The organism is Coleofasciculus sp. FACHB-712, from assembly GCF_014695635.1.
Classification (GTDB): domain Bacteria; phylum Cyanobacteriota; class Cyanobacteriia; order Cyanobacteriales; family FACHB-T130; genus FACHB-T130.
Genome location: NZ_JACJOQ010000148.1, coordinates 1 through 13,527 on the forward strand (window position 1 = coordinate 1; position 13,527 = coordinate 13,527).

A 13,527-nucleotide genomic window follows, 5' to 3' on the forward strand; every position below is an offset into this window, starting at 1 on the left:
GAGATGGCTCAGTTCCTCCGAGGTCGGGTGTAACAATTAAAAATGTAAAATTAAAAATTAAAAATGGAAGAAGGGTTTCTTCTTTCATTTTTATTATTTTGGCGCTTTTTCTTGACTCAAGATCCACTCTCTCTTCCCCAGCTCTTTAAAGGTATTGCCCTGTTTACGCCAGGGGGAGACTTAATTTATTGCATCGACCCTAATAAGCAGAGCCACTGGCACCTACATCTGTGTGCTGGGCTTCAAGAAATGCTGGGATTACCCGAACCTCCCCATTTTCTAGTGCCAGCGTATACCGCGACGATCGATCGGTGGCTCGATCCTTACACCCAGCAGTTACGAATTGCCGCTGAGGTTTATTTGCCGGTACGACGGCATCAGGCATTGCTGAATGGGATTTTCCAGAATAGCAACTTGCAAAATTGGCAAGTTGCTCCTTGGCCTTCAGAATTAGGCGATCCTATCGTATTAGAAACTTATCGGCACCAATTTCCCCAACTTTGGGAAAATCACGATTTGATTGTGCGCTTAGAACGCACGGGTTTCCAGCCTTCATTCCGCCCAGGTTCGACGCCTGGGTATGTTCTGCGCCTGTTTGTTTCCGGTCATAATGGCTCTACCGAACACACACTCCAAAGCCTGCATCAGTTGTTAGAGCAATCTCTGGGTCATCCTTACACTTTGAAAGTGATTGACATCTTCAAACATCCAGAACAGGCGGAGTCAAATCATATCTCTGCTACACCCACCCTTGTTAGAGTTTGGCCTGAACCTGTGCGACGGATTGTGGGAGATTTAGACAATATTGAGAGAGTCTTGCAGGTACTTGGGGCTGTAGATTACTGAGTAGAGGCACACGAGTGCCGTGTAATACTATTTCACCTGAAGGTCGCTACAAATATATTGCTGGAAGTGGCTGCTGACAAAATGCGATCGCTATAAGTCTTCTACAATCCAAAATCTAAAATCCCCATGTCTTGTCTCTTATTTTAATCAGCGGTAGGAATACAGACGTCTGGCGCACACAACCCCGGAAACTTCAAGGTTGTCACTTCCATCGTGGCGAGATCGACACGACGGATAGCATGGTTATTAGTATCGGCAATGTATAAATAAGAGCTAATCGCACTCACTCCTGATGGCTCAAAAAATTGGGTGCTGGTGCCTTGACCATCTTGGTTTCCTGCCGTCCCATCTCCCAAAACCGTGTTACAAATGCCGGTCTTCGGGTCAACTCGCTTAATTTTGTGGTTGTAGCTATCAGCGACCCAGAGGTAATTCTGAGCGTATTCAACGCCTAAACAATGCTGGAGTCGAACCTCAAAGCCTTTACCATCAATATCCCCAAACCCAAATAGCTCACCACTGCCACAAATTGTTCGCACCTGAGCCTTTTGACCCAGTCCGACGCCACGGATTGAGCTAATTTCGCTGTCGGCAACGTATAACTCTTGTCCGTCGGTGGTAATGCCGCTGGGTTGAGAAAAGGCAGATTCGTCTAAATTTCCATCAACGCATGATTCGGCTCCAATTCCTGCGTAGGTACCAATGATGCCGTTTTCCATCTGCATTTCCCAGATTTGGTGGACTCCTGCCATCGCAATAAACAAGCGATTTCCTACTTTTTCTAAATCCCAAGGAGAATTGAGCGGAGTTTCTCGTGCCGTACCCGTGTAGGAGCGAAGGTGATGGCTTTGTTCGCCAGTACCGGCAATTGTTTCAACCTTTTGATTCTTTAGATCGATCTGTCGCAGGGTATGATTTTCGGTATCGGCAACATAGAGAATGTCATTTTCTGCGTCGAGTGCCATACCTTGGGGAGCGAAAAATTGGGCATCTGTAAAGGAACCATCGGTTAAGCCTTGTTTGCCAGTGCCAACAATCTGTAACACTTGACCGGCAAGGGTAGCGATCGCAATCCGGTGATGTCCGGAGTCGGCGATGAACAGGCGATCGCGTGTTTCATCCGCTAACACTTTACCGGGAAAAGCCAGGGGTGTTACCAACGGTTGCCGCTGTTTTTCTAAAGTAAGGCTGAGTTCTTGAAAATTAATCGTTCCTCTCTCTTTGTGTTGTTGAATCAGCTGCCAAATCAGCTTCTCTACGACATCCTGATTTCCTTCCCCAGATACATAGCCGATGACGTAACCTTGGGGGTCAATCATCGTCAAAGTGGGCCATGCACGGACAGCATACTGACTCCAAATAGCAAAATTGCTATCGACGACGACTGGATGCTCAATGTCGTAGCGCAGAACTGCCTGACGAATGTTTTCAACTTCTTTTTCGTTGTCAAATTTGGCGGAGTGGACGCCAATCACCGTGAGGCTGTCTTTGTATTTCTGCTCCAGGTACTTCAACTTTGGCAGGACGTGCAGACAGTTGATGCAGCAATACGTCCAAAAGTCAAGAATTACCACTCTCCCTTTTAATTCACGTAAGGAAAGGGGACGATCTGTATTGAACCAGGTTTGGTTTTGGGGAAATTCTGGCGCTCTAACACGGGGCGTCATCATGTCTCCTTTTTCACTAACCGCGATGGGAACAGAGCGCTCCTCAAGAAGGATGTTGTAAAGCCGATACTGTTCGGTTAAAGATGAATCGGTGGGAATTTTAGATATTTAGAGACGCATTCGCGAAGCAGCACGGTAAGCCTGGGGCTTTCAGAGAATCAATATCCATCTATGCTCCTAGGGGCAAGGACAAAGCCCGTGCCCCTACATCTGTTGTTGAGACCGATTTATGGATTCCTGAGCAATCTCTAAGGCGTTGCAGCTTCCCCTAGCTGAGCATCCTCTGGATTTTCCGCTGTTGGGACTTCTAGTTCCGGTGTTGCCGGTTTTGATTTTTGGAAGAAACGGCTGGGGATATCTGGCTCAGATGGAGCTTGGATAATCCGCAACGGTGGAGCCGCAGCAGGTTTAGGAATCAATACGTCCTTGATATCGGCTTTTGGTTTTGCTTGAGCGAAGGTTGGGGATGATTGAGCTGATTGGGTTGTCTCTTCAGTCTTCTGCTGTACAGAATCTGTTGGCTGAGGCGAGGACGGTGGTTGTAGCAAATCTGGTTGAGCAGGTACTACCTGAAGCGGCTCTTCTGGCGCTGGCGATGGGACTATTTCCGGTAAGGCTGGCGGTAAATTGCGCGTAGGAGTATCAACACCTGCATCTGGACGCCGGAAGCGATTGAAGAATCCGCCTTTGGGTTTCTCTACCTGCTTTGGCGCTGGGGACGCTGGGGGCGTAGATGGAACCGTTTCTACTTCAGGACTTGCTTCTGGACTTGGCGTTATCTCTGGTAAAGTCCCTGGTTGAGGAATCTTTTCTGGGGGTATGGCTAAGGAAGAAGGCTCCTCAATTGCCTCAGGCACTGGCAGTGCAGGTGGTGGGCTAACTGGAGCCTCTGAACGCCGAAAACGATTAAAGAATCCGCCTTGGGGTTTTTCTAACTGTTTTGTCGCTGGGGGTGCCTCGGCTGGCTTGGCTGGCTCAACTTCAGAGGACGTCGGTTCTTCTTTACTCAGATGCGGCGCTGGTGTTTCTTCAACGGCAGGAGGCGCTAACGGTTCCGGTGTCGGCGTCGGCGTCGGCGTGAAAGATGGCTCAGGGGTTGCTGTCGGCACTGGCGTCTTACCACTGTAGTTGGGGTTTACAATCCCGCGAGCAGCAGTCGCCGAGAGTTCCCCGCGTACCAATTTGGCAAGGGTATCTTTGCCTTTCGGTTCGTAGGTAATCAGCCGCACGGTGTTGTTGAAGACGTTTGTGACTGGATTTCCCTGTTCATCTAAAAATTCCAGTTGTACCCAGTTCTTCCCTGAGTTAAAGCCTTTGAGATAAAGGGGTTGCCATCTGTCCATGACAAAGCTTTGACCGTTTACGGTAACGCGAACTCGCCAGTCGGCAATTTCGTCGTCGGGATTGGACTGGGCGACCAAGTGCAGGGGGGCGTTAGTCAGGTAGAAGTCAAGCATAATTGGCTCGGCTCCATAACTGCCCGTGGGGCGGCTATAGGTCAACAGAGGCTGCCCTGGATCGGGGTTGTTGTCCGTTGTCTTGGTGAAAAGGTGAAAGGTTGTTTGGGCGTAAGCACCTTCGTTTTTGAAGCTCTCATGCCAGGGGCGGGAGGCAAAAACTCGCAGGGTGTGAGTTCCGGGAGCTAAATCTTCAAAGACTAGAGGCTGTTCTAAGTCATAAACGGCTTTGTAAGGCTGGTTGTCCAGGATGACATGTAAATGGGGGCCAAGACCGAGTTGGGGGTCTTTGAAGATGGGTAGATCCCGAACTTGGAGCCGCACTGCCACTGTTGTGTCTTGAAGAATTTCATCAGCTTGGGGACTGAGGATGGTGACTTGAGGCTGATAACTCTCCAACGCTGGGCGCAGCTGTTGAATGACCTCGGGGGGAGATACCTCTGAGATTTGCCCAGAGGTTAGAGAAGATGAGGGTTTGGAGGTACCTGATGGGGTCGTCAGGGCGCGATCGCCACAACTGACTAAACTTCCTACCAAAACAGTTGCCATCAGTAACGAAACTATCGTTCTTAGAGGGTTCCACCGGCGATTCATGCCCAACACGCACTCCTACTCCTTCCGCGACCAACATCAAAAATCAAGACCTGTCCATAGGGAACTATAGCCCAAAAGCATCAACTACACCCTCGCAATGCCGTGAATTTCAGGCTCTGACAACCCAGAAGACACGGATTTTAAATGAGCTAATCGTTGCGTTTTGTTAACTAAATTTAATCCCTCTTGACTTTTTAACACTAAATATGGAGGTGCAAGCTAAGTTGCATCAATACTTGACCAAATTTGAATTATTGTTAAGTGGCTCGAAATACCCAGTAAACCTAGTCCTATCATCTACAAAGATAGAGGGTGTGGTTTTACAACCCTTCCCTCTCAGCGAACCCTTTAAAACGGGTATTCCATAAATTGGGGAAAGTAGTTCTTCAAAGAGCCTGCTTTCCTACCCATTAAAATCTAATTTTCTAATGGGACAGAACTCGTTCCTTGTCTAGAGAGAGGAGAGTCCTCATGACAATCAGTCCTCCGGAGCGAGAGGAGAAAAAAGTAAGGGTTGTTGTCGATAAAGATCCAGTGCCTACTTCCTTTGAGAAGTGGTCGCAGCCGGGTCATTTTGACCGCACCCTTGCTAGAGGTCCAAAAACCACCACGTGGATTTGGAACCTTCACGCCCTCTCGCATGATTTCGATAGTCATACCAGTGACTTAGAAGACGTATCTCGGAAAATTTTTGCCGCGCACTTTGGTCACTTAGCCGTGATCTTCATCTGGCTAAGCGGTATGTATTTTCATGGCGCTAAGTTTTCAAACTACGAAGCTTGGCTAGCTAATCCTTTAGGCGTCAAGCCTAGCGCTCAAGTCGTTTGGCCTATCGTTGGTCAAGATATTTTGAATGCCGATGTGGGCGGTGGCTTCCACGGGATTCAAATCACCTCCGGCTTGTTCCAGGTTTGGCGGGCAGCTGGCTTCACAAACACATTCCAGCTGTACTGCACTGCCATCGGTGGCTTGGTAGCAGCAGCTCTGATGCTGTTTGCTGGCTGGTTCCACTATCACAAGCGGGCTCCCAAACTGGAATGGTTCCAGAATGTAGAGTCAATGCTAAACCACCACCTAGCTGGGTTGCTGGGTCTGGGGTGCTTGTCTTGGGCCGCTCACCAAATTCACGTGGCGCTGCCCACCAACAAGCTCCTGGATGCAGGAGTTGCCATCAAAGATATTCCGCTGCCTCATGAGTTCATCTTGAACCGTGACTTGATGGCCCAACTGTATCCCAGCTTTAACCAAGGGTTGACGCCATTCTGGACTTTGAATTGGGGCCAGTATGCTGACTTCCTGACGTTCAAAGGCGGTTTAAATCCCCAGACAGGTGGATTGTGGCTGTCAGATACGGCACACCATCACCTAGCCTTGGCAGTACTCTTCCTGATCGCCGGTCATATGTATCGGACGAACTGGGGGATTGGTCACAGCATTAAGGAAATTCTAGAGAACCACAAAGGTCCCTTCACAGGCGACGGTCATAAGGGTCTCTATGAAAACATGACCACATCCTGGCACGCGCAGTTGGGAACCAACCTTGCCATGCTGGGTTCTGTGACCATCATCGTGGCTCACCATATGTACGCGATGCCTCCGTATCCGTACCTTGCCACTGACTACGCTACTCAGTTGTCCATATTCACCCACCACATGTGGATTGGGGCATTCTTGATCGTTGGCGGAGCGGCTCACGCTACCATCTTTATGGTGCGGGATTACGATCCGGTAGTGAACCAGAACAACGTGCTGGATCGGGTGATTCGTCACCGGGATGCAATTATTTCCCACCTCAACTGGGTTTGTATCTTCCTAGGCTTCCACAGCTTTGGCTTGTACATCCACAACGACACGATGAGTGCTTTGGGTCGCCCCCAAGATATGTTCTCGGATACGGCGATTCAGTTGCAGCCGGTGTTTGCTCAGTGGGTGCAAAACCTGCACACTCTGGCTCCTGGTGGCACAGCTCCTAACCAGCTAGAACCAGTAAGTTATGCCTTCGGCGGCGGGATCGTTGCTGTAGGCGGCAAAGTGGCGATGATGCCAATCGCGCTGGGTACGGCGGACTTCATGATCCACCATATTCACGCTTTCCAAATTCACGTCACTGTTCTAATTCTGCTGAAAGGCTTCTTGTTTGCCCGTAGCTCTCGTCTGATTCCAGACAAGATGAATTTGGGCTTCCGCTTCCCTTGCGACGGTCCCGGTCGTGGTGGTACCTGCCAGGTTTCTGGTTGGGACCATGTATTCCTGGGTCTGTTCTGGATGTTCAACACCATTGCGATCGCGGTTTACCACTTCAGCTGGAAAATGCAATCCGATGTGTGGGGCACAGTCAATGCTGATGGAACGGTGGATCATATCACCGCAGGCAACTTTGCGATGAGTGCCATCACTATCAATGGCTGGTTGCGTGATTTTCAATGGGCACAAGCTGCTCAAGTAATTCAGTCTTACGGTACAGCCCTCTCAGCCTACGGTCTGCTGTTCCTGGGCGCTCACTTTGTGTGGGCATTCAGCCTGATGTTCCTATTCAGCGGTCGTGGCTACTGGCAGGAGTTGATTGAGTCGATTGTTTGGGCTCACAATAAGTTGAAGGTTGCCCCTTCTATTCAGCCTCGCGCTCTGAGCATCATTCAGGGTCGGGCCGTTGGGGTAGCTCACTTCCTCCTGGGCGCGATCGTCACGATATGGGCGTTCTTCGAGGCGCGAATCCTTTCAATAGGATGATTTAAGCCTGAGTAACGAGTGCTGAGTAAAGAGTATGATGCTCTGAGTCCTCAGCACTCAGCACTGATAATTGAGGAGACTATGGCGACAAAATTCCCCAAATTTAGCCAAGACCTCGCTCAGGACCCGACTACACGTCGGATCTGGTACGGGATTGCAACGGCTCACGACTTTGAAAGCCATGATGGCATGACGGAAGAAAATCTTTATCAAAAGATTTTCGCTACTCACTTCGGTCATGTGGCAATTATCTTCCTGTGGGCCTCTAGCCTCCTGTTCCACGTCGCCTGGCAAGGTAATTTTGAACAGTGGATTAAAGATCCGTTGAATGTGCGTCCTATCGCTCACGCGATTTGGGACCCCCACTTTGGTCAACCGGCAGTAGATGCCTTTACTCAAGGTGGTGCGACTTTTCCAGTGAATATTGCCTACTCAGGTGTTTACCACTGGTGGTACACCATCGGTATGCGGTCAAATAATGATCTGTACCAAGGTGCAGTGTTCCTGATTGTCCTGTCTGCAGTCTTCTTGTTTGCAGGCTGGCTGCACCTACAGCCCAAGTTCAGTCCTAGCCTTTCTTGGTTCAAGAGTGCCGAGCCTCGGCTGAACCACCACCTGGCAGGTCTGTTTGGCGTTAGCTCCTTGGCTTGGGCAGGTCACTTGATTCACGTTGCGATTCCCGAATCTCGCGGTCAGCACGTAGGTTGGGATAACTTCCTGACAACGCTGCCTCACCCCGCAGGCTTGGGACCGTTCTTCACCGGCAACTGGGGCGTCTACGCTGAGAACCCAGAGGCTGCTGGTCATGTGTTCGGTACCTCTCAAGGTGCAGGAACAGCGATTCTAACGTTCTTGGGTGGCTTTCATCCCCAGACACAATCGCTGTGGCTGACGGATATGGCTCATCACCACTTGGCGATCGCAGTCATCTTCATCATCGCCGGTCATATGTACCGGACTAACTTTGGGATTGGTCACAGCATCAGAGATATGCTGAACGCCAAAAACTTCTTTGGCACCAAGACTGAAGGTCAATTCAACCTGCCTCACCAAGGGTTGTACGACACCTACAACAACTCTTTGCACTTCCAGTTGTCTATACACCTGGCAGCGCTGGGAACTGCTACTTCCCTGGTAGCGCAGCACATGTATGCGATGCCTCCCTATGCATTCATTGGGAAGGACTTCACAACTCAAGCAGCGCTCTACACACACCACCAGTACATTGCTGGTTTCCTGATGCTGGGAGCATTTGCCCACGCAGGTATCTTCTGGGTACGTGACTACGACCCAGAACAAAATAGAGGTAACGTCCTCGATCGAGTACTCCAGCACAAAGAAGCGATCATCTCGCACCTGAGCTGGGTCTCCCTATTCCTAGGCTTCCACACCCTAGGTCTGTACGTCCACAACGATGTTGTGGTTGCCTTCGGGACTCCCGAAAAGCAGATTCTGATTGAGCCGGTATTTGCCCAGTTCATTCAGGCTTCTCACGGAAAAGTCCTCTACGGCTTGGATACTCTCCTGTCTAATCCTGATAGCGTTGCCTCAATGGCTGGTGGCCCTTGGCTTCCCGGTTGGCTCGATGCTATCAACAACGGTACGAACTCTCTGTTCTTGACAATTGGCCCTGGCGATTTCTTGGTTCACCACGCATTCGCCCTCGCCATCCACACCACCACCCTGGTTTTGGTCAAGGGTGCGTTGGATGCTCGTGGCTCCAAGCTGATGCCCGATAAAAAGGACTTCGGCTACGCCTTCCCTTGCGACGGCCCCGGTCGTGGCGGTACTTGCGAACTCTCCGCGTGGGATTCCTTCTACCTCGCTGCGTTCTGGATGCTGAACACCATTGGTTGGGTAACCTTCTACTGGCACTGGAAGCATCTGGGCATTTGGCAAGGCAACGTGGCTCAGTTCAATGAGTCTTCTACTTACCTCATGGGCTGGCTGCGCGACTACCTCTGGCTGTACTCCGCTCAGTTGATCAACGGGTATAACCCCTACGGCATGAATAACCTGGCGGTTTGGGACTGGATGTTCCTGTTCGGACACCTAGTTTGGGCTACTGGTTTCATGTTCCTGATCTCTTGGCGTGGTTACTGGCAAGAGTTGATCGAAACCCTTGTCTGGGCACACGAGCGCACTCCTCTGGCGAACTTAGTTCGTTGGAAGGACAAGCCGGTTGCTATGTCCATCGTCCAAGGTCGCGTGGTTGGTCTAGCTCACTTTGCAGTTGGCTATGTCTTGACCTACGCCGCCTTCCTGATTGCCTCTACTGCTGGTAAATTTGGTTGATCTCCTGTAGTTCGCTGAATCAATGCATTTTAGGTAATTAAAACAAAATCCCCTGCCTTCTGGTAGGGGATTTTTTTATAAGGTTGTTTTGGCTAAAACTCTCAAGGAAAATGTAGCTTAAAATGGCGAAGTTTTTTATATAAAATGTCTAATAAAATAGCAACTGTGAGTAACTTAAACATTAATGGCATCACCCATGAGCTAATAAAGATTCAAGAGCAAAATAGTAATTGTAGTTTATGGCAATTTAGAAGCTTAGTCAGCGCTAATCAATATCTTCGGCTATATAAAATTTTTTTAAAATATGTTTCTAAAGGAAGTGAAGTATTAGATTGGGGTTGTGGGAACGGTCATTTTTCTTATTTCTTAGTAAAGGCTGGCTATAAAACCTCTGGATTTGCTTTTGAGGACTTTTGTGTTCGGGAAACTCTAAACAGCTCAACTTATGAATTTAGAAAAGGGAGTGCTGAAGATCCAACAGCCATTCCCTATCCAGATAATAAATTCAATGCAATCGTATCTGTAGGGGTTTTAGAGCATGTCAGAGAGACTGGAGGAAATGAAATTACCAGCTTACGGGAAATCTTCCCTTTGCTCCAACCAGGTGGCGTTTTTATCTGTTACCATATTTTCCGAATCAGTTTAGTCTGATTGAAGCGATCGCTTCCCGGTTGCCTAACAAATATCATCATCAATATCGTTATACTCGCCAGTCAATCAAAACGCTTTGCCAAGAAACCGGATTTGAGGTTCTAGAAGTCCAGCGTTATGGTTTTCTACCCAGAAATATGTGGGGCGTATTTCCCAAAGCAATCGGAAATTTCCCACTGCTGGCATGGAGTTGGGATTTTTTAGATGACATTTTGGCATATCCTTTCTCTGTAGTCTGTCAAAACTACTTGTTTGTCGCTAGGAAACCCTTGGCAAAATCCTCTGAATGATGATCGCAAGCCTTTGGTAGCAGCGTACAAAGCGATCGCTCTTTTAGGGTGACTTAAACGCGATCGCCCAAATATCCCCTTTCCATCAAAAACGCTGACCCGTGGTTACTTCAAGTCGGACTTCTCCTTGGTCGCTAATGCCTAAATCGCTGCGAATTAAACCAAACGGGGACTTGATCCGCAATCCTAACCCGTAACCAAAACCACTCCCCGGTTTGCCGCGCAGCAAACCCGGTTGCCCAAGCACCGTGTCACCAGACCCCAAATCTGAGCCATAGTCAGCAAAGACAACCCCTCCCAGCCACTGCAAAATCGGGAAGCGATATTCGATTGAAGCCAAGGCATAACTGCGACCGCTAGCGACTTTACCAGAACCATAGCCGCGCACAGAATTGAATCCGCCAAGATTAAACGCCTCAGTCGGAGGAAATTCGCCAAGTATCGTCCCAGTTTGCAAATTGAAAGCCACCATTTCTGGATTTTCGGTCTCCCTACCCTTGCCAATCCAGCTGACTGGGACATATTGAATATAATTCGCTCGCACTCGGTTACTCAAAATACTGCCCAAACCAATCGGAATCGACTGTTCCGTGGTCAGGGTTAGCAGCGAACCCTGAGTCGGATTGGAACGGCGATCGCGCCGATCTCTCGCCACACCGAACGACACCGTTACCAAGTCATCAATGCCAGTTTTGCTGACAGATAAGGGAGTTCCCAATTCATCCACCCGTGCAATATTGAAATCAGCATCGCGGGTACTAATCCGGGTGTAGTTCAAACCCAACGATCCATCCCAGCCATTAAAAGAACGCAACACCGCCACACCGCCGCCAAATCGTCCTTCCCGTGTACTGTCCCCATTGGGCAACTCGATTTCATCGGTGAAGGTGCGGGAATAATCCCGATTGCGAAACGCTCTAACGCTATACCCCAAGCGGTTTGGCTCACCAGCGCGATAAGGGCTAGTAAACTGGGTATTAAACTGGACATCCTTACCACTCACCTGAAGTTTGGCAGCTAAGCGATCGTTGACACCGTTGATATTGGCGTCTCGATAGCTTACCGAACCGTAAAGCCCAATGTCGCCGCTATTGCCACCCCCTAATGTGATAGAAGGAAAGCGATTCTCCTGGATGTCGTAGATGATATTAACCCCGTCGGTGGCTTCCTCCACAACAACATTGACATCCTCAAAAGACTCTAATCGCCTCAATCGCTGCAAGTCTTCCTGAAGCAAATCCTCACGAAATACCTCACCCGGCTTGAGTTTCAGTTCGCCAATAATAAAATCTTTTTTGGTGCGACTGGGTATCGGTCGATTCTGGTCATCGACTGACTCCCCTTTGTTATTAACAAAGCGGATCTGCACATCTTTGACAATTCTGGAGGCAACCTCAGCAGTCTGGACGCCCTCCCCACTGGACACGGGCGGTATCGTTTGTGGCAGATAATCGCCGTATTTGGCATCATATTCAACAACAGGAATGGGATTTGCTGTCTGAGGCAATCCTGGCGTCACCTGGGTTACGGCTGGAGTCGCAGCATCCTCAATGGGTGCCGATGTTGCCCTATCGCCCGAAGTCGTCTGTGCAGCGGGTGGGGAGGATGCGATCGCTCCTTTTGTTTCCCAGATTCCCAGCGTTGCCACCATCAAAATTGCAAATGTTTTAAGACCCATAAAATTAGCTTAATCGGCTGGCTACCATTGTGCTTGGCTCATTGGCTTGTATCCTTAGCGAGGACTGGCTTTTGAGGCGGGCAACAGACGGAATCTATTGTAGATATCAAGTGAAATGGTATCAGTAACAACGAAGTAAACGTCAAGGATATGAGTATTCAACAGGCATTTAACACAGCAGCAACTGAGTACGACAAGCTCCGACGCACCCTGATTCCCTGTTTTGATGACTTTTACCAAACAGCCATTCAGGTTATCCCATTTGACCGCACAGCAGCCCTAAACGTTCTCGATTTAGGTGCAGGGACGGGACTTTACTCAGGCATGGTTCAGGCAGTGTTTCCGAATGCTGAATTTACACTGCTGGATCTCGCGACTGAGATGTTAGAGCAGGCAAAGGCTCGATTCCAGCAGATGGGAAAATCTCCCAAAATCTGGATTGGAGACTACGTTAAGACAGATTTGAGCGATTCCTATGACCTGATTATCTCCGGCTTATCGATTCATCATCTGTCTGATTCCGAGAAGCAGCATCTTTATCAGCGGATTTATGATGCCCTCAAACCTGGAGGGATGTTCATCAACGCCGATCAAGTTTTAGGCAGAACACCCCAACTGGAGCAATTTTATCAACAACAATGGCTGAATACCGTGCGCGATCGCGGGATCTCCGAGGAGCATCTCCGAGCCGCTGAACATCGGATGACCTACGATCGTCTAGCACCTCTCGACACTCAAATGCAATGGTTGGAAGCAGCCGGTTTTCAGAACGTAGACTGCTGGTATAAGCATTACAGCTTTGCCGTGTTTGGTGGATCTCGTTCTGCCCAGTCGGAGCCAGAGATACAACCACCCACCATTCAAACACAACGGTTAACCCTCCGTCCTTTCACCTTGGCAGATGCTCCTGATGTGCAACGCTTCGCCAGCGCCCGCGAAATTGCTGATACAACACTAATTCCTCATCCTTACGAAGATGGGATGGCTCAAGCGTGGATTAAGGCTCATTTGGCAGCATTTAAGGAAAAGAAAGCCATCACGCAAGCGATCGCGTTGCGGGAAACTGGAGAACTCTGTGGGACAGTTAATCTGATGATTGATGCCAAACAGAACAATGCGGAGATCGGTTACTGGATTGGCAAGCCCTACTGGGGACAAGGCTACTGTACTGAAGCAGCAAAAGCTCTACTGCAATATGGTTTCGAGGTACTTAAATTGCACCGCATTCATGGGGCGCACTTTTCGCGCAATCCAGGTTCGGGACGAGTCATGCAAAAACTTGGGATGCAGTATGAGGGATGTCGCCGTCAACATTTACG

General features: G+C 49.3%; 9 protein-coding genes. 6 read left to right on the forward strand and 3 right to left on the reverse strand.

From position 1 onward, the window contains the following. Positions 1-63 precede the first annotated feature (63 nt). Entirely contained in the window at positions 64-846 is a 783-nt protein-coding gene (locus H6F50_RS03885; protein WP_190410335.1) for a circadian clock KaiB family protein, read from the forward strand. Between the two features lie 143 nt (positions 847-989). On the opposite strand, the gene H6F50_RS03890 is transcribed toward H6F50_RS03885, so the two are convergent. Both H6F50_RS03890 and H6F50_RS03895 read right to left on the reverse strand, forming a co-directional pair. Next, positions 990-2,513, reverse strand: a complete 1,524-nt coding sequence (locus H6F50_RS03890; RefSeq protein ID WP_190426536.1) for a thioredoxin-like domain-containing protein — start codon at positions 2,511-2,513, stop codon at positions 990-992. A 248-nt stretch (positions 2,514-2,761) separates the two neighbouring features. Beyond that, on the reverse strand, positions 2,762-4,564 hold the full coding sequence (locus tag H6F50_RS03895; protein ID WP_190426530.1) for a hypothetical protein: 1,803 nt from the start codon (positions 4,562-4,564) through the stop codon (positions 2,762-2,764). A gap of 471 nt (positions 4,565-5,035) precedes the next feature. Between H6F50_RS03895 and psaA the strand changes: the two genes are divergently transcribed. The 4 genes from psaA to H6F50_RS03915 all read left to right on the forward strand — a co-directional run bounded on the left by psaA (position 5,036) and on the right by H6F50_RS03915 (position 10,530). Then, complete coding sequence (gene psaA, locus H6F50_RS03900) at positions 5,036-7,294, forward strand: photosystem I core protein PsaA (RefSeq protein ID WP_190410333.1); 2,259 nt, start codon at positions 5,036-5,038, stop codon at positions 7,292-7,294. Between the two features lie 81 nt (positions 7,295-7,375). Next, positions 7,376-9,589, forward strand: coding sequence for a photosystem I core protein PsaB (gene psaB / locus H6F50_RS03905; RefSeq protein WP_190410332.1), 2,214 nt, complete (start codon positions 7,376-7,378; stop codon positions 9,587-9,589). Positions 9,590-9,733: 144 nt separating this feature from the next. Beyond that, positions 9,734-10,240, forward strand: a complete 507-nt coding sequence (locus H6F50_RS03910) for a class I SAM-dependent methyltransferase (RefSeq protein ID WP_190426532.1) — start codon at positions 9,734-9,736, stop codon at positions 10,238-10,240. 20 nt (positions 10,241-10,260) lie between these two features. After that, positions 10,261-10,530, forward strand: a complete 270-nt coding sequence (locus H6F50_RS03915; RefSeq protein WP_190426533.1) for a hypothetical protein — start codon at positions 10,261-10,263, stop codon at positions 10,528-10,530. Positions 10,531-10,615: 85 nt separating this feature from the next. Here the strand turns inward: H6F50_RS03915 and H6F50_RS03920 are convergent, their stop codons facing one another. Beyond that, positions 10,616-12,208 (reverse strand): BamA/TamA family outer membrane protein, encoded by a 1,593-nt coding sequence (locus tag H6F50_RS03920; protein ID WP_199291982.1) that lies wholly within the window; start codon positions 12,206-12,208, stop codon positions 10,616-10,618. A 150-nt stretch (positions 12,209-12,358) separates the two neighbouring features. Here H6F50_RS03920 and H6F50_RS26360 point away from each other — a divergent pair. Continuing rightward, the coding region (locus H6F50_RS26360) for a GNAT family N-acetyltransferase (protein ID WP_199291983.1) at positions 12,359-13,527 on the forward strand (1,169 nt) is incomplete at its 3' end.

Bases quoted from the DNA above. Each gene is read 5' to 3' on its own strand.
- H6F50_RS03920 (WP_199291982.1), bottom strand. From the start codon at position 12,208: ATGGGTCTTAAAACATTTGCAATTTTGATGGTGGCAACGCTGGGAATC.
- H6F50_RS03910 (WP_190426532.1), top strand. From the start codon at position 9,734: ATGTCTAATAAAATAGCAACTGTGAGTAACTTAAACATTAATGGCATC.
- H6F50_RS03885 (WP_190410335.1), top strand. From the start codon at position 64: ATGGAAGAAGGGTTTCTTCTTTCATTTTTATTATTTTGGCGCTTTTTC.
- H6F50_RS03890 (WP_190426536.1), bottom strand. From the start codon at position 2,513: ATGACGCCCCGTGTTAGAGCGCCAGAATTTCCCCAAAACCAAACCTGG.
- H6F50_RS03895 (WP_190426530.1), bottom strand. From the start codon at position 4,564: ATGAATCGCCGGTGGAACCCTCTAAGAACGATAGTTTCGTTACTGATG.
- psaB (WP_190410332.1), top strand. From the start codon at position 7,376: ATGGCGACAAAATTCCCCAAATTTAGCCAAGACCTCGCTCAGGACCCG.
- psaA (WP_190410333.1), top strand. From the start codon at position 5,036: ATGACAATCAGTCCTCCGGAGCGAGAGGAGAAAAAAGTAAGGGTTGTT.